The organism is Kitasatospora sp. NPDC041917, from assembly GCF_055589745.1.
The window spans coordinates 128,551-148,656 of sequence record NZ_JBVJBI010000006.1 but is presented as its reverse complement, the minus strand read 5'-3'; the positions used below and the strand labels follow the sequence as shown (position 1 = coordinate 148,656).

General features: G+C 72.6%; 21 protein-coding genes. 12 read left to right on the top strand and 9 right to left on the bottom strand.

The window, feature by feature from the left end:
- Positions 1 to 16: 16 nt before the first annotated feature.
- From ACZ6EM_RS09495 to ACZ6EM_RS09470, 6 genes are all read left to right on the top strand, one after another.
- Entirely contained in the window at positions 17 to 826 is an 810-nt protein-coding gene (locus ACZ6EM_RS09495; RefSeq protein ID WP_401049676.1) for an LLM class flavin-dependent oxidoreductase, read from the top strand.
- Positions 823 to 1,260 carry a nucleoside deaminase gene (locus ACZ6EM_RS09490; protein WP_401049678.1) on the top strand — a complete coding sequence of 146 codons (438 nt, stop codon included), beginning with the start codon at positions 823 to 825 and terminating at the stop codon, positions 1,258 to 1,260. The genes ACZ6EM_RS09495 and ACZ6EM_RS09490 overlap by 4 nt, the downstream gene beginning before the upstream one ends.
- Positions 1,179 to 3,086 (top strand): threonine aldolase family protein, encoded by a 1,908-nt coding sequence (locus tag ACZ6EM_RS09485; RefSeq protein WP_465772233.1) that lies wholly within the window; start codon positions 1,179 to 1,181, stop codon positions 3,084 to 3,086. Before ACZ6EM_RS09490 ends, ACZ6EM_RS09485 begins: the two co-directional genes overlap by 82 nt.
- Positions 3,087 to 3,159: 73 nt before the next feature.
- On the top strand, positions 3,160 to 3,738 hold the full coding sequence (locus ACZ6EM_RS09480) for an NADAR family protein (RefSeq protein ID WP_401049683.1): 579 nt from the start codon (positions 3,160 to 3,162) through the stop codon (positions 3,736 to 3,738).
- Positions 3,735 to 4,853 carry a hypothetical protein gene (locus ACZ6EM_RS09475; protein WP_401049684.1) on the top strand — a complete coding sequence of 373 codons (1,119 nt, stop codon included), beginning with the start codon at positions 3,735 to 3,737 and terminating at the stop codon, positions 4,851 to 4,853. The genes ACZ6EM_RS09480 and ACZ6EM_RS09475 overlap by 4 nt, the downstream gene beginning before the upstream one ends.
- A 68-nt stretch (positions 4,854 to 4,921) precedes the next feature.
- A complete protein-coding gene (locus ACZ6EM_RS09470; protein WP_452178205.1) occupies positions 4,922 to 6,064 on the top strand; it encodes a hypothetical protein in 1,143 nt (380 codons plus the stop codon).
- Between the two features lie 156 nt (positions 6,065 to 6,220).
- Here the strand turns inward: ACZ6EM_RS09470 and ACZ6EM_RS09465 are convergent, their stop codons facing one another.
- Positions 6,221 to 7,603 (bottom strand): glycine--tRNA ligase, encoded by a 1,383-nt coding sequence (locus ACZ6EM_RS09465; protein WP_359902988.1) that lies wholly within the window; start codon positions 7,601 to 7,603, stop codon positions 6,221 to 6,223.
- 242 nt (positions 7,604 to 7,845) lie between these two features.
- On the opposite strand from ACZ6EM_RS09465, the gene ACZ6EM_RS09460 reads away from it, so the two are divergent.
- Genes ACZ6EM_RS09460 through ACZ6EM_RS09445 form a run of 4 tightly spaced genes read left to right on the top strand, consistent with a single transcriptional unit; the run spans position 7,846 to position 11,016 of the window.
- On the top strand, positions 7,846 to 8,865 hold the full coding sequence (locus ACZ6EM_RS09460) for a metal ABC transporter substrate-binding protein (RefSeq protein ID WP_465772168.1): 1,020 nt from the start codon (positions 7,846 to 7,848) through the stop codon (positions 8,863 to 8,865).
- A gap of 14 nt (positions 8,866 to 8,879) precedes the next feature.
- The gene (locus tag ACZ6EM_RS09455) at positions 8,880 to 9,644 is read left to right on the top strand and encodes a metal ABC transporter ATP-binding protein (protein ID WP_380348007.1); all 765 of its coding nucleotides are present in this window, start codon (positions 8,880 to 8,882) and stop codon (positions 9,642 to 9,644) included.
- Complete coding sequence (locus ACZ6EM_RS09450) at positions 9,641 to 10,570, top strand: metal ABC transporter permease (protein ID WP_401047048.1); 930 nt, start codon at positions 9,641 to 9,643, stop codon at positions 10,568 to 10,570. The genes ACZ6EM_RS09455 and ACZ6EM_RS09450 overlap by 4 nt, the downstream gene beginning before the upstream one ends.
- Positions 10,571 to 10,605: 35 nt before the next feature.
- Positions 10,606 to 11,016, top strand: coding sequence for a Fur family transcriptional regulator (locus ACZ6EM_RS09445; RefSeq protein ID WP_189918013.1), 411 nt, complete (start codon positions 10,606 to 10,608; stop codon positions 11,014 to 11,016).
- A gap of 106 nt (positions 11,017 to 11,122) precedes the next feature.
- On the opposite strand, the gene ACZ6EM_RS09440 is transcribed toward ACZ6EM_RS09445, so the two are convergent.
- The 4 genes from ACZ6EM_RS09440 to leuA form a co-directional block, all read right to left on the bottom strand.
- A complete protein-coding gene (locus ACZ6EM_RS09440; RefSeq protein WP_401047051.1) occupies positions 11,123 to 11,956 on the bottom strand; it encodes an isoprenyl transferase in 834 nt (277 codons plus the stop codon).
- 4 nt (positions 11,957 to 11,960) lie between these two features.
- Entirely contained in the window at positions 11,961 to 12,707 is a 747-nt protein-coding gene (recO, locus tag ACZ6EM_RS09435) for a DNA repair protein RecO (protein ID WP_401047053.1), read from the bottom strand.
- 268 nt (positions 12,708 to 12,975) lie between these two features.
- Entirely contained in the window at positions 12,976 to 13,521 is a 546-nt protein-coding gene (locus tag ACZ6EM_RS09430) for a TerB family tellurite resistance protein (protein WP_359903002.1), read from the bottom strand.
- 359 nt (positions 13,522 to 13,880) lie between these two features.
- Positions 13,881 to 15,677 (bottom strand): 2-isopropylmalate synthase, encoded by a 1,797-nt coding sequence (leuA, locus tag ACZ6EM_RS09425; RefSeq protein ID WP_359903005.1) that lies wholly within the window; start codon positions 15,675 to 15,677, stop codon positions 13,881 to 13,883.
- A gap of 341 nt (positions 15,678 to 16,018) precedes the next feature.
- Here leuA and ACZ6EM_RS09420 point away from each other — a divergent pair, with 341 nt between their 5' ends.
- Entirely contained in the window at positions 16,019 to 17,041 is a 1,023-nt protein-coding gene (locus tag ACZ6EM_RS09420) for a M4 family metallopeptidase (protein ID WP_401047059.1), read from the top strand.
- A 212-nt stretch (positions 17,042 to 17,253) separates the two neighbouring features.
- On the top strand, positions 17,254 to 17,520 hold the full coding sequence (locus ACZ6EM_RS09415; RefSeq protein ID WP_359903011.1) for a protealysin inhibitor emfourin: 267 nt from the start codon (positions 17,254 to 17,256) through the stop codon (positions 17,518 to 17,520).
- A gap of 61 nt (positions 17,521 to 17,581) precedes the next feature.
- Here the strand turns inward: ACZ6EM_RS09415 and ACZ6EM_RS09410 are convergent, their stop codons facing one another.
- The 4 genes from ACZ6EM_RS09410 to ACZ6EM_RS09395 all read right to left on the bottom strand — a co-directional run bounded on the left by ACZ6EM_RS09410 (position 17,582) and on the right by ACZ6EM_RS09395 (position 20,099).
- A complete protein-coding gene (locus tag ACZ6EM_RS09410; RefSeq protein WP_401055555.1) occupies positions 17,582 to 18,286 on the bottom strand; it encodes an alpha/beta fold hydrolase in 705 nt (234 codons plus the stop codon).
- A 123-nt stretch (positions 18,287 to 18,409) separates the two neighbouring features.
- On the bottom strand, positions 18,410 to 19,339 hold the full coding sequence (gene era, locus ACZ6EM_RS09405) for a GTPase Era (RefSeq protein WP_316521324.1): 930 nt from the start codon (positions 19,337 to 19,339) through the stop codon (positions 18,410 to 18,412).
- A 70-nt stretch (positions 19,340 to 19,409) separates the two neighbouring features.
- The gene (locus tag ACZ6EM_RS09400) at positions 19,410 to 19,586 is read right to left on the bottom strand and encodes a hypothetical protein (RefSeq protein WP_452178207.1); all 177 of its coding nucleotides are present in this window, start codon (positions 19,584 to 19,586) and stop codon (positions 19,410 to 19,412) included.
- Between the two features lie 159 nt (positions 19,587 to 19,745).
- The gene (locus ACZ6EM_RS09395; protein ID WP_359903020.1) at positions 19,746 to 20,099 is read right to left on the bottom strand and encodes a cytidine deaminase; all 354 of its coding nucleotides are present in this window, start codon (positions 20,097 to 20,099) and stop codon (positions 19,746 to 19,748) included.
- Between the last annotated feature and the right edge of the window lie 7 nt (positions 20,100 to 20,106).

Sequence of the window (20,106 nt, the reverse complement as noted above, 5' to 3'; positions counted from 1 at the left end):
GGGATAGCCTCGAAGCATGCAACTTGGCGTCAACGTACCGAACTTCGGCCCGGGAACCGACCCCGGCGTGCTGCGCGAGTGGGCCCGGACCGCGGAGGGCCTCGGCTTCGACCTCCTCATGGTGTCGGACCACGTGGCGGTGACCCCGGACGTCGCCGAGCGGTACCCGGAACCCTTCTACGAGCCCTTCACCACGCTGTCCTGGCTCGCCGGAGTCGCCCCGAACCTGCGGCTGGGCACGACCGTGCTCATCCTGCCCTACCGGAACCCGCTGCTGGTGGCGCGGATGACGGACACCCTCGACCGGCTCAGCGGCGGCCGGTTCGTCCTGGGCGTGGGAGTCGGCTGGGCCCGCCGGGAGTTCGCCGCCCTCGGCGTGCCGTTCGGCGAGCGCGGCAGACTGACCGACGAGTACCTGAGCACCCTGCGCGACGCCCGGGCCGAGGAGTCCGACCGCCGGTCGGTACCGGTCTGGGTCGGCGGCCACAGCGAGGCCGCGCTCCGGCGGGCACGCCGGTTCGGCGACGCCTGGCACCCGCTGCGGCTGCCCCTCGCCCGGATGCGGTCGGTCCTGGCCGAGCACCCGATGCCGGGGTTCGCGCCCCGCATCGCCCTGCGGCCCACCGGCACGCCGGTCGACGACCCCGAGCGGCCCGCCGGCGTCGGCACCGTCGACCAGATCCTCGACGACCTCCGCCACCTGCGCGATCTCGGCGCGGAGACCGTCGTCCTCGACCCCTACCACGGCGATCCGGAGGAAACCCGTCGGCCGCAGCGGGCCTGGCAGGACCTCACCACCGTGGCCACCCGGTGGAGGGCCGTGTGATCACCGACGCCGACCGGGCCCTGCTGCGCCGCGCCCTCGCCATCGCCGCCCACGCGATCACCCTGGGCGACGCCCCCTACGGCTCCCTGCTCGCCGGCCCGGACGGCGGGATCCTCGCCGAGGCCCACAACACCGTACGGCGCGACGACGACATCACGGCCCACCCCGAACTGAAGCTCGCCCGCTGGGCCGCCCGCGAACTGGCCCCCGGCACCGCCGCGCGCACCACGATGTACACCAGCTGCCAGCCCTGCGGCATGTGCGAAGGAGGCATCCTCCGCTCCGGCCTCGGCCGGGTCGTGTACGCGCTCTCCACCGAGCAGCTCGTCGAGCTCAACCCCGACTCGGGCGCCTGGAGGCCGGTGCCGACGGACGGCCCGGCCCTGCCCGACGAGGCCCGGGCCCCGATCACGGCCTACTACGGTCCGCGCTGAGCCCCGGCCGCGCCGGGCTCCGGCCGCACCGGGCCCGCTCCCGCCGGAGCCCCGAGCGACCCGGGCCCTGGAAGAACAGCAGGAGCCAGCCGCCGGCCGAGAGGACGGCCGCCTTCCCCGGCGCGGAGATCATCGACGTCACCTCCAGGGCGCCGGACCCGTGGGTCCGGCTGAGCCCGTTCCATCCGCACGGCGGCATCCCGGTCCCCTGGAGCGACGGCGTGACCAGCGAGTCCGTGGAAGGCGTCCGGCAGGCCCTCAAGGTCTTCCGGGACGCCGACGTCGACCCCGCGAAGCTGCGCGTCACCTCGATGAAGGGCCTCAAGCGGACGGTGCGCCGGTACGGCCCCGTCCAGGGCCACCGGGCCGGCCTGCACGGCGACCGGCTCCTGCCCTACGAGACGGCCCGCCGCCGCATCTACCTCCCGGCCTACCGCTGGGTCCTCGAACACCGCGCCGCCGATCTGGTCGAGCGGCTCCGGGAGAAGGACGAGGTCGTGCTCCTGGACTACACCACCAACGGCGACGTCGCCGACCCGACCAGCCCGCTCTCCCACGCCGCGCTCATCCGGCTCCACCTGGAGGGCCGTTGGCCTGACGAGGGCGACACGGACGGGCAGCCCCGACAGCCCCGGCCCGGACCGCCTTTCCGGCGCCCGCCCCGCCCTGGGGAAAAGCAGTTGGTCCGACCGCGTCACGAGTTCGACAATCACCGGATGACCGATGACCAGAGCGCGGTCCAGCGGCGCCGCGCGGCCCGCACGACCTGCAAGCGCCTCCTCTCCGGCGACCGCGTCCTCAGCATCCGCGAGCGCCTCGCCCAACTCTCCGCCCTGGACGGCCTGGACGTCCCCCACGACTTCTACGGCAGCGACGGTCCCGTGCGGCAACTGGAGGAACGGACCGCCGCACTGCTCGGGAAGGAGGACGCGGTCTTCTTCCCCACCGGGACGATGGCCCAGCAGGTGGCCCTGCGCCACCACGCCGAACGCACCGGCAACACGGCGGTGGCCCTGCACCCGCTCAGCCACATCGAGCGGCACGAGCGGCACGCCTACACCCAGCTCACCGGCCTGCGCGGCCTCTGGCCCACCACCGGGCAGCGCCAGCCGACGCCCGGCGAACTCGGCGCGCTGGGCGAGCCGTTCGGCACCCTGACGGTCGAACTCCCCCTGCGCGACCCCGGCTACCTGCTCCCCGACTGGGAGGAGCTGACCGCCCTCGTCGCCGCCGCCCGCGAGGCCGGCGCCCGGGTGCACTTCGACGGCGCCCGGCTCTGGAACACCACGGTCCACTTCGGCAAGCGGCTCGACGAGATCGCCGCCCTCGCCGACAGCGTCTACGTCTCCTACTACAAGGACCTCGGCGGGATCAGCGGGGCCGCCCTCGCCGGCGATGCCGCCCTCACCTCCTACGCCCGCACCTGGCGCCACCGCTACGGCGGCCAGCTCTCCCAGCAGTGGCCGGCCGCCATCGCCGCCCTCCACGGCCTGGACACCGCCCTGCCGCGCATCCCCGGCCTGATCCGCCACGCCGCGTCCACCCTCACCCCGGCCCTGGCCGCGCTCCCCGGCGCCCGCCTGTATCCCGAGGTGCCGCCCACTCACGAGTACCGACTCTGGCTCCCGCACCCGGCCGAGGCCCTGAACGCCGCCCATCTGGCCCTGGCCGAGCAGGAGGGCGTCTGGTTCGTCCCCCACTGGGAGGACGCCGCCCCCGGCCTCGCCGTGGCCGAGGTCAGCCTCGGCGAGCCGGCGCAGGCGTGGACGGCGGAGGAGGTGACGGACGTCGGGCTGCGCTTCCTGGAGCTGGCGGCCAGGGGCTGACGGCGGGGATCCCGCGAGGAGCGCCGCAGTCAAACGGTTCGCGGCCACCACCCCTTTGTGTCAGACTGACGATATGAGCGAGATGCACGTGGGGGACCTGGCCGCCGTCCGCAGCCGCGAGGAGCTGACCGCGCTGATGGCCGACGGGCTGCGGCCGAAGTGGGTGATGTTCTGGGGGCACACCGAGCGCAAGGGCGGTGGCACCCGACAGGAGTGCCTGAGCCAGTGGTGGCCCGGCGAGTTCACCGTCGACGGGCTCACCTACACCTCCGCCGAGCACTGGATGATGGCCGGCAAGGCCCGGATGTTCGGTGACGAGGAGATCGCGCGGCGGGTGCTCTCGGCCCGGACCCCCGCCGAGGCGAAGAAGCTAGGGCGGCTGGTCAAGGACTTCGACGAGAAGGTCTGGACGGCCGGCCGGTTCGAGCTGGTGGTGGCGGGCAACGTCGCGAAGTTCGGACAGGACGAGGCACTGCGCGACTACCTCCTGGGCACGGGCGACCGGGTGCTGGTCGAGGCCAGCCCGCTGGACCGGATCTGGGGCATCGGGCTCGCCGCCGACGACATCCGGGCCCAACAGCCTGCCGAGTGGCGCGGGTTGAACCTGCTCGGCTTCGCCCTGATGGAGGCGCGGGCGCGGTTGGCCGCATGAGCGCGATCGCTCCGCTGCTGGACGGGACGGTGGTGGCCTCGGCCGCCGCCGCCCTGTTCCTGGCGCCGGGGGTGTTGCGGCGGAAGGCCCGGCCCCCGCGGCGAGAAGGAACGTACGGGCCGGAGCCGCTGCTGGCGGCCGTCGTCGCACTGATCCACCTCAACCAGGTACTCGTCGCGGTCTACGTGAACCGGGTGCACCACGGGGACGTCTCCTTCATCGCCCGCCACCTGCCGCCCGGCTGGTTCGACGTGCCCCGCCTGGATTTCCTCGCCGCCCGCTTCCCGGCCCCGGAGCTCCTCGCGCCGTCGGTGCTCCGGGTGCAGGCGTTCCTCGAACTGCCGCTGGTGCTGCTGGCGTTCGTCGCCGTCGTCCGACGGCTGGACCGCGCGCTGTACGTCCGGTTGGCCCGCTCGCCGTTGATCCCGCTCGCCGCCGTCTCGTACACGGTGGCGTTCTGCGCGGTGGAGTGGGACCTGCGGAACCCGTACACCGTGGACGACCTCGTCCTGCGGGTGCTCGCGGCCTGCCTCACGCCGCCGCTGATCGCCCGGCTGGCCCGACGCGAACCCGAAGCGGACGCCGAGCCCGCCCGCGGCCCGTTCCGCTTCGCGCTCGACCTGTGGGCGTACGGCCAGCTGATGCTGGTGCTGTACGACACCGCGCTGCTCTACAACCTCGCCCGGCTCGGGGACCATCTCCCGTCCGCCGCGGCCGCGTTGGCGGTGCTCGTCGCCACCCGCACCCTTCCGCGCCGGATCCCGCGCGGGCGGCCCGGCCCGTACACCGCCGCACTCTCCGGGACGGTCGGCCGGGCACTGGCGCTGTTCCTCGTCCCCGCCCTGTCGATCCGCTACGCGCAGTCCTTCGGCACGCCCGAACTCTCCGCCCTGGCCGGGCTCCTGGTGATCGGGGCGGCGGTCCGCCGGGACGCGCTGCTCCTCCTGCCGCCCGCGCTCGTGGGCGCGCTGGTCGGATACGCCGTCGCGGCACTCGCTCCCGGCCCGCACTACGAGGCGACCCTCCTCCGGAGCGCGACCGGCGCACTTCTCGCAACGACCGCCGTCTGCGCGCTCCTTGACACCACTCGGACACGACTGGTCGTGCACTCTTAACTCCCACGCCACATACTGACGCCAGGATGTCACACAGTCAGGGTGCAGATGGACAGGTTGGGGCGATCATGCGCATGCGGCCGACGGCACAATCCGCAGGCCAGCGGCCGGAAGGCGAGCAACAGGCCGAGGAACTCCGCGCAGAACTGGACGAGTTACTCCGTGCGAGCCGCTACGCGGGCCAACGTGAACGGCGCCTGAACGAGGCGATCCGGGCCGCCCCGGGCCGCCAGCGGCCGGACGGGGAGCTGCTGCGCCAGCTCGCCCAGGCCCGCACGCTCCGCGAGGGCCTGGGCGCCCGCTGCCTCCAACTCAGCGACCAGCTGGAGGAGTTGGAGAGCAGGATCAGACAGCGGCAGCAGCCACCGCCGCCACCGCAGCATCAACAGGCACCGGCCCATCAGCAGCCCGCACAGCAGCCACCGCGACAGCAGCAGCCACCTCAGCAGCAGCCGGCGCCCGCCCGCCCCGACCTCGGCGCTCTCACCGAGCGGATCACCGCCCTCCACCGGGCCGGCTCCCTCGCCGAGGCCACCGGGGTGATAGACGCGGCCGCCGCCCGCCTCACCCCCTCCGACGCCGCGCTGCTGGTCGGCATGCTGGCCCGGTACGGTCCGACCGGCGGCTCGCTCCTCCTCGCCCGCAGCATCGCCCGGTCCGCACCCGACCATTCCGTCACCGTGCTCGCCGAGTTGCGCGAACTGGGCCTGGCCGAGGAGGCGGCCGAGGTGTTCCACGCCTTCTGGGGCTACCCGGCCGCCTCCGTCCCCGGCCTGCTCTCCGCGCTGGACCGGGCCGGGCTGGCCGCCGACAGCGCGACGCTGCTCTGGGAGTGGGGGTCCGCGCCGATGCCCGAGCTGACCTCCCTGGCCGCCTGCCTCCAGCAGCACGGCCGGTCCGCCGACGTCAGGACCCTGCTGCGCCAGGCCGCGGGCCGCTCCACCGCCGACCTCGCCGACCTCGCGGCCGGGCTGCCGCCGGCGCTCGCCGCCCTCCTGCTGAGCGAGCTGGCCGTCCTGCGCCCGCCCGTCGAGGTGGTCCGGCTGGCCGCCGCCCTGGACGGCGCCGGCAGTTCCGGGCTCTACGCGCAGCTGCTGGCCGCGCTGCTCGCCGACGAGGCCCGCCACCGCACCACGCTCGCGGCCCTGCGCACCGCCGGCCTCCCGACCCGCCCGCCCACGGCCCCGCGCTCGCGCTGGGGACGGCGGTAGCGGCGGCCGCACGGGAAACGGCCGCGGGACGGACCGGGGACGGCCTGGGCCGGCACTCGGCCCCCGACCCCGGTCCCGACCCCGGTCCCGGACAGCAAGGAGCCCCCGTCCGCCCCACCAGGGCGGACGAGGGCTCCCGGGCCGTGCCGGAGGCTGCTAGCAGCCGATCAGCCGCGCGCCCAGGTACGCCTTGACCTGGTCCAGCGAGACGCGCTCCTGCGACATGGTGTCGCGGTCGCGGACGGTCACCGCGTTGTCCTCAAGGGTGTCGAAGTCGACGGTGACGCAGAACGGCGTGCCGATCTCGTCCTGGCGGCGGTAGCGCTTGCCGATGGCGCCGGCGTCGTCGAACTCGACGTTCCACGCGGTGCGCAGGTCGGCGGCCAGGCCGCGGGCCTTCGGGGACAGCTCGGCGTTGCGCGACAGCGGCAGGACGGCGACCTTGACCGGGGCCAGGCGCGGGTCGAGCCGCATGCCGACGCGCTTCTCCATGACGCCCTTGGCGTTCGGCGCCTCGTCCTCGAAGTAGGCGTCGATCAGGAAGGCCAGCATGGCGCGGTTGAGGCCGGCCGCCGGCTCGATGACGTACGGGAAGTACCGCTCGCCGGACTCCTGGTCGAAGTACTTCAGGTCCTGGCCGGAGGCCTCGCTGTGCACCCGCAGGTCGTAGTCGGTGCGGTTGGCGACGCCCTCCAGCTCGGAGAACTCGCTGCCACCGAAGTTGAAGCGGTACTCGATGTCCACCGTGCGCTTGGCGTAGTGGGAGAGCTTCTCCTTCGGGTGCTCGAAGAAGCGCATGTTCTCGGTGCGCAGGCCGAGGCCGACGTACCAGTCCCAGCGCTGCTGGAGCCAGTACTCGTGCCACTGCTCGTCCTCGCCCGGCTTGACGAAGAACTCCATCTCCATCTGCTCGAACTCGCGGGTCCGGAAGATGAAGTTGCCGGGGGTGATCTCGTTGCGGAAGCTCTTGCCCGTCTGGGCGATGCCGAACGGCGGCTTCTTGCGCGAAGTGGTCTGGACGGCCTTGAAGTTGGTGAAGATGCCCTGGGCGGTCTCCGGGCGCAGGAACGCCAGGCCGCTCGCCTCCTCGGTGACACCGAGGTGGGTCTTCAGCATGCCCGAGAAGTCCTTGGGCTCGGTGAACTGGCCCTTGGTGCCGCAGTCGGGGCAGTTGACGTCCTGGAGACCGTTCGGCGGCGGGAAGCCGTGCTTGGCCTCGTACTTCTCCTCCAGGTGGTCGGCCCGGTGGCGCTTGTGGCAGGAGAGGCACTCGGTCAGCGGGTCATTGAAGGTGGCGACGTGACCGGAGGCCTCCCACACCTCGCGGGCGAGGATCACCGACGAGTCGAGTCCGACGACGTCCTCACGGGCCTGGACCATCGCGCGCCACCACTGGCGCTTGATGTTCTCCTTGAGCTCGACACCCAGCGGCCCGTAGTCCCAGGCGGCACGCGTGCCGCCGTAGATCTCGCTGCAGGGGTAGACGAAGCCACGGCGCTTGCTCAGGCTGACGATCGTGTCGATCTTGTCGGCGGCCACAGTGCTCTCTTCAGTACGTACGGCACGGTCAGGGCACGGCTGGTTGCGCGTACCCGAATACCTCAGGTTACCGGCCCTACGGGTACGTGATTCAAATCGGTATCGTCCGGCCGCCCCCACCCTCCGTCACCTTCCGTTCACCCGTCCGAGTGATTTGACAATCATTTCCATGTGAGATGAGAATGATTGTCATGATGATCGGACTGCCTCGACTCGGACTGTCTCGCCGGACCCGCCGTTCCATGGCCCTCGGCACCACCGCCCTCGCCGCCTCCCTCGTCCTCACCGCCTGCGGAGGCAGCAGCAGCGCCGACAGCGGCACGGGCAAGCTGAAGGTCGTCGCCTCCTTCTACCCGATGGAGTACCTGGCCCAGCAGATCGGCAAGGAGCACGTCGCGGTCACCGACCTGACCGCCGCCGGCGTCGAGCCGCACGACCTGGAGCTCACCGCCAAGCAGGTCGGCACGGTCCAGAAGGCCGACGCGATCATCTACCTCAAGGGCCTCCAGCCCACCGTCGACCAGGCCGTCGCGCAGTCGTCCAGCAAGCACAAGATCGACGCCACCGCCGCCAGCCCGCTGGTCGACCACCACCTCGACGAGGGCACCGGGGACGCCGACCACGGCGGCGACGGCCACGGGACCGACGGCCACAAGCACGAGGACCCGGCCGGCGACCCGCACATCTGGCTCGACCCGACCCGCTACGCGGCGATCGCCAAGAGCGTCGGCGACGAGTTCGCCAAGGCCGACCCGGCCCACGCCGAGGACTACCGGAAGAACACCGACGAGCTGGTCACCAGGCTCACCGCGCTCGACCAGGAGTTCCGGGACGGGCTGAAGGACGCCAGGACCCGGACCTTCGTCACCAGCCACGCCGCGTTCGGCTACCTCGCCGACCACTACGGCCTCACCCAGGTCGCCATCAACGGCGTCGACCCGGAGTCCGAGCCCACCCCGGCCCGCCTCGCCGCGGTGCAGAAGGCCGCCAAGGACAACGGCGTCTCCACCGTCTTCTTCGAGACCCTGGTCAGCCCCAAGCTCGCCGAGACCGTCGCCAAGGACCTCGGCCTCAGGACCGCCGTCCTGGATCCGCTGGAGGGCGTCAAGGACCCGTCCAAGGACGACTACCTGACCGTGATGAAGCAGAACCTGGCCAACCTGCGGGCCGCCCTCGGTGCCCCGTCCGGGACCGCCCCGACCGGCACCGCCCCGACCGGCACCGCCGGGACCGACGCCGCCACCCCCGCCCCCGCGAACTGACGGGACCGAGCACCATGACCGACCCGATACCCCCGGCCGTCCGCCTCCGTGACGCCGTCGCCTCGCGCGGCGGCCGGCCGGTGCTGCGCGGCGTCGACCTCACCGTCCGGCCCGGAGAGGTCGTCGCCCTGCTGGGCGCCAACGGCTCCGGCAAGTCGACCACCGTCAAGGCCGTGATCGGGTCCGTCCCGCTGGAGCACGGCACCCTGGAGCTGTTCGGCACCCCGTTCCGCTCCTTCCGCGCCTGGCACCGGATCGGGTACGTCCCGCAGCGCACCACCGCCGCCTCCGGCGTCCCCGCCACCGTGCGCGAGGTGGTCTCCACCGGACGGCTGCCGCAGCACCGGCTGCTGCCCTTCCGCCGCAAGGACCGCGAGGCGGTGGACCGCGCGCTGGCCGCCGTCGGCATGCTGGAGCGGGCCTCGGACGGCGTGGCCGACCTGTCCGGCGGCCAGCAGCAGCGGGTGCTGATCGCCCGCGCCCTGGTCGGCTCCCCCGACCTGCTGATCATGGACGAGCCGATGGCCGGCGTCGACGCCGCCAGCCAGCAGGTGCTCGCCGACACCCTGCGCACCGAGGTCGGCCGCGGCGCCTCCGTCCTCCTCGTGCTGCACGAACTCGGACCGCTGGAACCGCTGATCGACCGCGCCGTGGTGCTGCGGGACGGCTGCGTCGCCCACGACGGCCCGCCCGTGCCCAACACCGGCCTGCACGCGCTGCCCGGCCACGACCACGTCCACCCGCACGCCGACCTGACCCCGCCGAGGCTGCTCGCATGACCGAGATGCTGTCCTACGACTTCATGCAGCGGGCCCTGCTCGCCGCCGTCCTGGTCGGGATCACCGCCCCGGCCGTCGGCATCTACCTGGTGCAGCGCCGCCAGGCCCTGATGGGCGACGGCATGGGCCATGTCGCGATGACCGGCGTCGGCCTCGGCTTCATCTTCCAGACCAGCCCGGTCTGGATGGCCGTGCTGGTCTGCGTGCTCGGCGCCGTCACCATGGAGCTGGTCCGCTCGCGCGGCAACCAGCGCGGCGACATCGCCCTCGCGATGCTCTTCTACGGCGGCATGGCCTGCGGCAAGCTGCTGGTCTCGATGTCCGCCCAGGCCGGGGCCGGCTCGCTGGAGAGCTACCTGTGGGGCTCGATCCTCACCGTCGCCCCCGCGGACCTGGCCACCATCGCGGTGCTCGGCACGGTGGTCATCGCGGTCACCGTCGGCCTGCGCCGCCAGCTCTTCGCGATCTGCCAGGACGAGGACTTCGCCCGGGTCACCGGCGTGCCGGTGCGCACCCTCAACCTGCTGCTCGCGGTGATGGCCGCGGTCACCGTCACGGTCGCCATGCGGGTGGTCGGGCTGCTGCTGGTCAGCGCGCTGATGGTGGTCCCGGTGGTCGCCGCCCAGCAGCTCACCCGCTCCTTCGCCGCCACCCAGGCCGCCTCGATCGCGCTCGGCGTGGTCGTCTCGCTGGCCGGCGTCACGGGCTCCTACCAGCTCGACGTGCCCTCCGGCCCGGCCATCGTGCTGCTCGCCATCGCGGTCTTCGCGGTGTTCAGCCTGCTCGCCGCGCCACTGGCCCGACGGCGCCACCGCGGCACGGGCGAGAACGGACCGAAGGTGTGCGACGTCGAACTGCCGGGGCAGGCCGTCTCCGGGCCGTCCGGCACGACCACCCCTGAGCGGCGGGCCGGGCTGGCACAATGATGTGCGAGACGCCCACGACCCCAGGAGGACCCACGGTGACCACCGCAGGCCCGTCGCCGCGCGCCCGCTCGACCCGGCAGCGTGCCGCCGTCTCGGCAGCCCTGGACGAGATCGCGGACTTCCGCAGCGCGCAGGAGCTCCACGACCTGCTCAAGCACCGCGGGGACTCCGTCGGTCTGACCACGGTCTACCGCACGCTCCAGTCGCTCGCGGACGCCGGTGAGGTGGACGTGCTGCGCACCGCCGACGGCGAGGCGGTCTACCGCCGGTGCAGCAGCGGGCACCACCACCACCTGGTCTGCCGGCACTGCGGCGCGACCGTCGAGGTGGAGGGCCCCGCGGTGGAGCGCTGGGCCAACTCGGTCGCCGCCGAGCACGGCTTCAGCGACATCGCGCACACCCTGGAGATCTTCGGGACCTGTGCGGAGTGCGCCAAGAAGGCCTGAGCCGCCGACACGAAGGAGAGGACCCGCCGGGCAGATCCCGGCGGGTCCTCTCCTTTTCGTCCGGCACGGCCGTCGCGTCCGGCACGGCCTCGGGACCGTACGCCCGTCAGCGCTGGGACGGCACCGGCGCGCCGACCTCGTTGGGGATCGCCCCGCCGAAGCGCCGGTCGCGCATCGCGTACTGCTCGCAGGCGCGCCACAGGTCACGGCGGTCGAAGTCCGGCCAGAGCACGTCCTGGAACACGAACTCGGCGTAAGCCGACTGCCAGAGGAGGAAGTTGGAGGTGCGCTGCTCGCCGCTGGGGCGCAGGAAGAGGTCCACGTCCGGCATGTCCGGGTGGTACATGTACCTGGCCAGGGTCTTCTCGTTGACCTTCTTCGGGTCGAGCTTCCCGGCCGCGACGTCCTGGGCGATCGCCTGCGCCGCGTCGGCGAGTTCGGCCCGGCCGCCGTAGTTGACGCACATGTAGAGCGTGACGGCGTCGTTGTCCTTGGTCTGCTCCTCGGCGACCTGGAGCTCCTGGACGACGCTCTTCCACAGCTTGGGCATCCGGCCCGCCCAGCGGATCCGCACGCCCATCGCGTCCATCTCGTCGCGGCGGCGGGCGATGACGTCCCGGTTGAAGTTCATCAGGAACTTCACCTCGTCGGGCGAGCGCTTCCAGTTCTCGGTGGAGAACGCGTACAGCGAGATGTTCTTGACGCCGAGCTCGATGGCGCCCTTGAGGACGTCCAGCACCACGGACTCGCCGACCTTGTGGCCCTCGGTGCGGGGCAGCCCGCGCTCCTTGGCCCAGCGGCCGTTGCCGTCCATCACGATCGCGACGTGCTCGGGGACCAGCTCGCCGGGGATCTTCGGGGGCTGTGCGCCGCTGGGGTGCGGGGTCGGGGGGACGTACGTCCGCTGCTTGCCGCCGCCGAAGAGCCGTCGCGCTGCCATGTGCTCACTTCTCCACGTATCTCATCGAGCGGATGCCCCGCTCCAGGTGCCACTGCAGATAGGCCGCGACCAGGCCGCTGCCCTCCCGCCAGTACCGCGGCTCGCAGGCGTCGGCCGTCCGCCAGTCCCCTGACAGCAGCGCCCCGAGCAGTACCAGTGTCTCAGGGGAGGGTACGGCACATCCGGGCACTCGGCAGTCCCCGCAGAGCACCCCGCCCGCGGGGAGGGAGAAGAAACGGTTCGGCCCTTCCAGGCCGCATTTGGCGCAGTCGGTGAAGCTCGCGCCGTACCCGTTCACCGCGAGCGAGCGCAGCAGGAAGGCGTCCAGTACCAGGTGCGACTCGTGCAGCCCGGCCGCCAGCGTGCGCAGCCCGCCGACCAGCAGCAGGTACTGCTGGACGGCCGGCTCGCCCTCGTTCTCGGCGAACCGCTCGGCGGTCTCCAGCATCGCGGTGCCGGCCGTGTAGCGGCCGTAGTCGGCGACGATCGGGCCGCCGTACGGCGCGATGGTCTCCACCTGGGTGCAGAGCGGCAATCCCCGGCCGATCAGCTCACTCCCCCGGCTGAAGAACTGCACGTCCACGTGCGAGAACGGCTCCAGGCGGGCACCGAACTTGGACTTGGTCTTCCGCACCCCGCGCGCCACCGCCCGCACCTTGCCGTGCTGGCGGGTCAGCAGGGTGATGATCCGATCGGCCTCGCCGAGCTTCTGCGCCCGCAGCACGACGCCGTCGTCCCGGAAAAGACTCATGGGGACCATTCTCCCCCACCGCCCGCCGGCGCCGGACAGCCGTGTTGCCCGCACCGGCGGCCGTGGGGGAGGCCATGCGGTGCGGGTCACGGCGGGCCCGGGGTGGGGAGTCCAAGGCCCGTTGTGGGGGATTCGGAGATGGTCTGCGGATTCCGGAGGTCCGGACGGTGCTCGGCGGGCGGTGGTGGTGGCCGGTGATCACGAGCAGTGATCGTGAGCGGTGAGAGGTGGTCGGCGAGCAGCGCTGCGGGCGGGCCGGCGGGCGGCGCTACTTGTACGGGGTCCTGGTCGCCGCCTCCAGCAGCGCCCCGACCCGGGACTTCGGCAGGTCCAGGCAGCCCCCGACCGCGGCGAGCGCGTCGCGCTCCTGCGGCAGGTAGCGCCCGTCCGCCAGGGCGATCGCCGCACCCTGCAGCAGCAGCCGCTCGCGGCCGTGGTGGGCCAGGTGCGGGGTGAGCGGTTCGAGCACCGCGTGCAGTTCGACGGCCAGTCCGCCGGACATCCCCCGGGCGTCGTGGAGTTCGCCGCCGAGCCCGGAGAGCGCGGCGAGCGCGGCCAGCACCTGGGCCTCGCCGCAGTCCTCGAACCCGGCCTCGCGGACCGCCGCGCAGGCCGCGTCGCGGGCCGCCCGGTGGGCGGTGCCACCGGCCGCGAGCAGGGCCAGCGCGATGGTGTACTGGGCGTCCCGCAGCATCGCGCCGAGGCGCACGCTGGTGGGCTGCTCCAGGCTCTCGACGCCGTACCGGCCGTGGCAGCTGGTGCACTGCACACTGCCGATCACCGGGCCGAGCGGGACCACCGGGGTCCCCAGCAACCGCAGCCACCGCCGGCCGTGCTGCCGACGGTAGTTGCGGTCCCCGCCACAGCCCGGGCAGAAGAAGTCACCGAGAACGTCAGTCCGCCACCGCGGGCGAACACCCCACAACCTGGTCACGGCGCCACTCCCCAGACATGGCAGGCGGCCTGCTCGACAATGGGCAGGTCACGCGACCGGACACCGAGGCCGTCCCACCGACCCGGCTTTCCGGTGGATCGATGTTGCCACGGTTACCGGCACGTGTCAGTACCTCGAACGGCTTCCGATTCGAAAAAATGTGGCGCAGGACACAACCCCAGGCCGGCACGGCGAAGGGCCGCCCCGCGGGACGGCCCTTCGCACACCACCCGTTCGAATTAGCCGCGCTGCGAGCGGTTGACGGCGCTGATCATGGCCTTCAGCGAGGCCAGCACGGTGTTGCCGTCGATGCCCACGCCCCACAGCACCTTGCCGTCCACCGCGCACTCCACGTACGCGGCGGCCTGGGCGTCGCCGCCCTCGCTCAGCGCGTGCTCGGCGTAGTCCAGGACGCGCACGTCCACGCCGATCCGGGCCAGCGCGTCGGCGAAGGCCGAGACCGGGCCGTTGCCGGTACCGGTCAGGGTGGTCGGGACGCCGTCCACCAGGGCCTCGGCGGTCAGCGCGTCCCGGCCGTCCTCGGTGGTCAGGGTGCGCGAACCGCTCAGCGAGATCCGGCCCCACGGGTTGTCGGTGGTCGGCAGGTACTCGTCCTCGAAGACCCGCCAGATCTCGGCCGGGCTGACCTCGCCGCCCTCGGCGTCGGTCTTGGCCTGGATGATCCGGGAGAACTCGATCTGCATCCGGCGCGGCAGGTCCAGCTTGTGGTCGTTCTTCAGCACGTACGCCACGCCGCCCTTGCCGGACTGGCTGTTGACCCGGATGACCGCCTCGTAGGTGCGGCCGACGTCCTTCGGGTCGATCGGCAGGTACGGCACGCCCCAGGTGTGCTCGTGCACCGGTACGCCCGCGGCCCTGGCGTCCGCCTCCAGGACGTCGAAGCCCTTCTTGATGGCGTCCTGGTGCGAGCCGGAGAAGGAGGTGTACACCAGGTCGCCGGCGTACGGGTGGCGCGGGTGCACCTCCATCTGGTTGCAGTACTCGGCGGTGCGGCGCACCTCGTCGATGTCGGAGAAGTCGATCTGCGGGTCGATGCCCTGCGAGAACAGGTTCATCCCCAGCGTCACCAGGTCGACGTTGCCGGTCCGCTCGCCCTGGCCGAACAGGCAGCCCTCGATGCGGTCGGCACCCGCCATGTAGGACAGCTCGGCGGAGGCGACGGCGGTGCCGCGGTCGTTGTGCGGGTGCACCGACAGGCAGACGAACTCACGGCGGGACAGGTGGCGCGACATCCACTCGAACTGGTCGGCCTGGACGTTCGGGGTGGCCCGCTCGACGGTGGCGGGCAGGTTCAGGATGATCTCGCGGCCCTCGCCCGGCTGCCAGACGTCCATGACCGCCTCGCAGACCTCCAGCGCGAAGTCCAGCTCGGTGTCGACGAAGATCTCCGGCGAGTACTGGTAGCCGAAGACGGTGTCGTCGCCCAGCAGCTTCTCCGCGTACTCCATCACCAGCCGGGTGCCCTCGGTGGCGATCGCCCTGGTGGCCGCCCTGTCGTTGCGGAACACCACCCGGCGGAACAGCGGCGCGGTCGCGTTGTACAGGTGGACGGTCGCCCGCGGGGCGCCGACCAGCGACTCCACGGTCTTCTCGATCAGCTCCTCGCGGGCCTGCGTCAGCACCGAGATGGTGACGTCCTCGGGGATCGCCCCCTCCTCGATCAGCGAGCGCACGAAGGCGTGGTCGGTGGCCCCGGAGGAGGGGAAGCCGACCTCGATCTCCTTGTAGCCCATCTTCACCAGCAGGTCGAACATCATGCGCTTGCGGGCCGGCGACATCGGGTCGATCAGCGCCTGGTTGCCGTCCCGCAGATCGGTGGAGAGCCAGCGCGGCGCCTTGGTGATCACCTTCTCCGGCCAGCTGCGGTCCGCCAGGTCGACGGTGCCGAACGGCAGGTAGCGCCCGTGACGCATGCCCGAGGGCCGCTGGCGCACCGAGGCGGCGGTGATCGGGGTGGGGCGGTCGACGAAGGGACGGCCGGCGGGAACGGACGCGGCGGAGTTCTGCTCGGTCATGGAGGTGACTCGGCTTCCTGTGATGCGTGGTGCGGGCGGGTCGGGAGGGGTCAACACCTGGTCGACACCGACTGGCCGGCCTCGGCTGCCGCTCGCGATACACCAGTGGATCGCCGATCGCGCGCACAGCTCGTTCCCCGCGGCGAGGGTGCCGGCCCGGTGGACTACAGGCCCTCGACGCGGCAGCTAAGAAGAAGCAGCCCGTTGCGCATGATGGCCCCAGCGTAACCCAGCGCCGCGCGCCCCCGAAGTGATCCGGGCTTCCGTTCCACTCCTTGAGACGTCGACCGGTCATGCCGAAGGTGGTGACAACCGGTCATCGAGGCCTCACCCTGGGCCACATGACTGCAGCAGTACCGATCTGCACGATCGTCCCGCCGTACGTCCTGGACCGCCTCGCCGAGGCCGGCCACGAGCCCGCCGTCCACTCCCTGGCCCTCGACGCGGCGCACCGCGCGGCCCGACTCTCCCCGCCCCCGCCCGTCGCCGCCGCCCCGGGCCTCAACCGGGTGATCTACGACGCCGGACACGGCCAGCGGCTGCCCGGGCGCAGCGTGCGCACCGAGGGCCGCGGCGCGTCCTCCGACAGCTCCGTCAACCACGCCTACGACGGCCTCGGCGCCACCTTCGCGCTCTACGCCGACGTCTTCGGCCGGCACTCGATCGACGACCGGAACCTGCGGCTGGACGCCAGCGTCCACTACGGCCGCGACTACGACAACGCCTTCTGGAACGGCCACCAGATGGTGTTCGGCGACGGCGACAACGTGGTGTTCGGCGACTTCACCGCCTGCATCGACGTCATCGGCCACGAACTCACCCACGGCGTCACCCAGTTCACCGCCGGGCTGGACTACCAGGACCAGCCCGGCGCGCTCAACGAGTCGGTCTCCGACGTCTTCGGCTCGCTGGTCAAGCAGTACTCGCTGCACCAGAGCGCCGCCGACGCCGACTGGCTGATCGGCGCCGGGCTGCTTGCCCCGGGCGTGCAGGGCGTGGCGCTGCGCTCGATGAAGGCGCCCGGCACCGCCTACGACGACCCGCAGCTGGGCAAGGACCCGCAGCCCGCGCACATGCGGGACTACGTGAACACCTCCCAGGACAACGGCGGGGTGCACATCAACTCCGGCATCCCCAACCACGCGTTCTACCTGCTGGCCACCGCGCTCGGCGGCTCGGCCTGGGAGCGCGCGGGGCGGATCTGGTACGACGCGCTGACCGGGCGCACGCTGCCCGCCGACGCCGACTTCACCGCCTTCGCCCGGGCCACCGTGGCCGCCGCCAAGGCCCGCTACCCCGACGACCGGTCGGTGGTGGACACCGTCACGGCCTCCTGGGCGCAGGTCGGGGTCAGCCCGGGGTGACCCTCCGGGGGCGCGGCCCGCGGGGCTCGCCTGGAGCCCCAGGAGCCCGTCCGGAGCCCGTCCGGAGCCACCGGAGCCACCGGAGCCACCGGAGCCACCGGAGCCACCGGAGCGAGCCTGAAGGGTGGTTGAGACCGGGTTGAGGCGGGCTTAAGGTCACGGTCCGGGAAAAGCCCGGCAAACCCCCCTCCCTGCGTAGCACCATGGACACCATGCGTATCCAGGTGACCCGGACCGGCGGTTTCGCGGGGCTCGTCCGCCAGGCGGAGATCGACACCGCCGACCGCACGGACGCCCCGCACGTGCACGCGCTCGCCCGCGAGGCCGTCGCGGGCGGGCTGCGCGCGCCCTCGTACGGGGTGCCGGACGGCTTCCACTACGAGATCACCGTCGACGGCCGGTCGGTGTACTGCGCCGACCCGAAGCTCACCGACTCGCAGCGCGAGCTGATCTCCCTGGTGCTGCGCGAGGGCGCGTAGCACCGGGGTCGCGCGGCAGGGCCCGCCCGCGGAGCGCGGAGGACCCGGCGGCCCGGGAGGGTCAGAGCCAGCCGTCGAGCGCGGCCAGGAAGCCGGCCGGGTCGTCCCGGTGGACGGTGTGGCCCGAGCCGGGCACGGTGCGCACCTCGAAGCCCCGGGCGCGCAGCGCCCGGGCGCTGGACGCGTCCACCAGCAGGCTGCGGTCGGCCAGCACCGCCAGCGAGGGCACCGCCGGCCGGGTCGGCAGGTCCGAGCGCTGGTCGGCCAGGGCCCACGCCGAGTCCTCGTCCCAGGCGGCCGCGGCGGCGAGTTCGGCGTCCACGTCGTCCGGCTCCCAGCTCGGGCTGAGCGCGACGATCTGCTCCCGGGTGAGGTGCCTCAGCTCCGCCATCACCCGCGGGTCCATCCCGGTCTGGGCGAACCGCCAGGCCGGATCGACGTACACCGCGCGGGCCGGCTCCAGCCGTTCGACCGCGCCCGCCAGCGCGATGCCGCCCAGCGAGTGGCCGATCGCGAGCTCGACGCCGGTCGGCAGGTTCTCCACCAGGTCGTCGGAGTACGCCTCCAGGGGGTAGCGCTCCAGCGGGCTCCCGCCGGTGCCGCGCGGGCTGCGCCCGTGCCCGCGCAGGTCCACCGCGAGCACCCGGTAGCCCCGCTCGGCCAGCGCCGGACCGATCAGCCGCCAGGTGCGGTGGTCGGACATGATGCCGTGCACCAGCACGGCCAGCCGGTCCCCGCGGCCCCACTCCCGGGTGTGCAACTTCATCGCGCTGTGCCCCTTCTGACGTCGCGTACGGCCGGACCATGGCAAGGGCCCGCCCGGACGCACAACGTCCGAACGGGCCCCAGGCCTCCCGGTGGCTCGAACCCGCCGGTCCGGAGCCCGGACTCAGAAGCCGAGCTTGCGCAGTTGCTTGGGGTCGCGCTGCCAGTCCTTGGCGACCTTGACGTGCAGGTCCAGGTAGACCGGCGTGCCGAGCAGCGCCTCGATGTGCTTGCGGGCGGTGGTGCCGACGTGCTTGAGCCGCGAGCCCTTCGCGCCGATCACGATCGCCTTCTGGCTCTGCCGCTCGATGTAGACGTTGGCGTGGATGTCCAGCAGCGGGCGGTCCGCCGGGCGGCCCTCGCGCGGCAGCATCTCCTCGACCACCACGGCCAGCGAGTGCGGCAGTTCGTCGCGCACGCCCTCCAGCGCGGCCTCGCGGATCAGCTCGGCGACCATGATCTGCTCGGGCTCGTCGGTGAGGTCGCCTTCCGGGTAGAGCTGGTCGCCCTCCGGCAGCAGCTTGGTGAGAAGGTCGGCGACCAGTTCCACCTGCTTGTCGCCCACGGCGGAGACCGGGATGATCTCGGCCCACTCGAAGCCCAGCTCGATGCCGAGCTGGTGGATGGCGATCAGCTGCTCGGCCAGGCGCTTGGAGTCGACCAGGTCGGTCTTGGTGACGATGGCGACCTTCGGGGTCTTCTTGATCCCGGCGATCTCCTTGGCGATGAACTTGTCGCCGGGGCCGATCTTCTGGTCGGCGGGCAGGCAGAAGCCGATCACGTCGACCTCGGCCCAGGTGGTGCGGACCAGGTCGTTGAGGCGTTCGCCGAGCAGGGTGCGCGGCTTGTGCAGGCCGGGGGTGTCGACCAGGACGAGCTGGGCGTCCGGGCGGTGCACGATGCCGCGCACGGTGTGCCGGGTGGTCTGCGGGCGGTCGGAGGTGATCGCGACCTTCGTCCCCACCAGGGCGTTGGTCAGGGTCGACTTGCCCGCGTTGGGCCGGCCGACGAAGCACGCGAACCCGGAGCGGTACGAGGAGGAAGGGGCATTCATGGGCTCCATTCTCCCTGATCACCGGAGCCCCGCCGTCCGGGCCCACCCCCGGGGGTGTCCGGGGGCGCGTTCAGGCCTTCTTCCCGCCCTTTCCGCCCTTGCCGTCGGTGGGGATCAGCGAGACCACCACCAGCACCAGCAGGAAGCCGAGCGAGCCGAAGAGCCAGAGCTCCGACTTGGTCTCCTGCCACTTGCCCAGCCCCATCACGAACAGCAGCAGCCCGGCGAAGAACGCCACCGCCCCCATGCCCCAGCCCCCTCAGCGCATCCACTCCCCCGGTGAGATTATCTGCCGGGCGTGGGCCGGGACCATGCCCCTCGGCACGGCCGCCGAAGGCCCGGGGCACGGCCCCAGGCGGCCCCGCCCAGGCCTCTCACCGGGCCTCACAGCGGGCCCCGCCGGGCCTCAGCGAGCCTCGGCGGACACCCGCAGCGCCCCGTCCGGCCCGGCCAGCAGCACCGGCGTCCCGGCCCCGCCCAGGTCCCGTACGGCCGCCAGGTCCGCCTCGGCCGGCTGCTCCGCCTCGCTCACCACGGCCGCCGCCTCCAGCGACCTGGCGCCGCTGGCCACCGCCATCGCCACCGCCGCCTGGAGGGCGCTCAGCCGCAGCGACTCCAGCGCGACCGTCCCGGCCACGTAGGTGCGTCCGGTCTCGTCACGCACCGCGGCCCCCTCGGCGACGCCGTTGCGGGCACGGGCCGAGCGGGCCAGGGTGATGATCTTCTTGTCTTCGGGGTCGAGCTCGACGATGTCACTCATGCCGCCG

Coding starts and splice junctions, on each gene's coding strand:
- ACZ6EM_RS09495 (WP_401049676.1), top strand. CDS start 17: ATGCAACTTGGCGTCAACGTACCGAACTTCGGCCCGGGAACCGACCCC.
- ACZ6EM_RS09480 (WP_401049683.1), top strand. CDS start 3,160: ATGAGCGAGATGCACGTGGGGGACCTGGCCGCCGTCCGCAGCCGCGAG.
- ACZ6EM_RS09475 (WP_401049684.1), top strand. CDS start 3,735: ATGAGCGCGATCGCTCCGCTGCTGGACGGGACGGTGGTGGCCTCGGCC.
- ACZ6EM_RS09470 (WP_452178205.1), top strand. CDS start 4,922: ATGCGCATGCGGCCGACGGCACAATCCGCAGGCCAGCGGCCGGAAGGC.
- ACZ6EM_RS09460 (WP_465772168.1), top strand. CDS start 7,846: ATGGCCCTCGGCACCACCGCCCTCGCCGCCTCCCTCGTCCTCACCGCC.
- ACZ6EM_RS09455 (WP_380348007.1), top strand. CDS start 8,880: ATGACCGACCCGATACCCCCGGCCGTCCGCCTCCGTGACGCCGTCGCC.
- ACZ6EM_RS09450 (WP_401047048.1), top strand. CDS start 9,641: ATGACCGAGATGCTGTCCTACGACTTCATGCAGCGGGCCCTGCTCGCC.
- ACZ6EM_RS09440 (WP_401047051.1), bottom strand. CDS start 11,956: ATGGCAGCGCGACGGCTCTTCGGCGGCGGCAAGCAGCGGACGTACGTC.
- recO (WP_401047053.1), bottom strand. CDS start 12,707: ATGAGTCTTTTCCGGGACGACGGCGTCGTGCTGCGGGCGCAGAAGCTC.
- leuA (WP_359903005.1), bottom strand. CDS start 15,677: ATGACCGAGCAGAACTCCGCCGCGTCCGTTCCCGCCGGCCGTCCCTTC.
- ACZ6EM_RS09420 (WP_401047059.1), top strand. CDS start 16,019: ATGACTGCAGCAGTACCGATCTGCACGATCGTCCCGCCGTACGTCCTG.
- ACZ6EM_RS09415 (WP_359903011.1), top strand. CDS start 17,254: ATGCGTATCCAGGTGACCCGGACCGGCGGTTTCGCGGGGCTCGTCCGC.
- ACZ6EM_RS09410 (WP_401055555.1), bottom strand. CDS start 18,286: ATGAAGTTGCACACCCGGGAGTGGGGCCGCGGGGACCGGCTGGCCGTG.
- era (WP_316521324.1), bottom strand. CDS start 19,339: ATGAATGCCCCTTCCTCCTCGTACCGCTCCGGGTTCGCGTGCTTCGTC.
- ACZ6EM_RS09400 (WP_452178207.1), bottom strand. CDS start 19,586: ATGGGGGCGGTGGCGTTCTTCGCCGGGCTGCTGCTGTTCGTGATGGGG.
- ACZ6EM_RS09395 (WP_359903020.1), bottom strand. CDS start 20,099: ATGAGTGACATCGTCGAGCTCGACCCCGAAGACAAGAAGATCATCACC.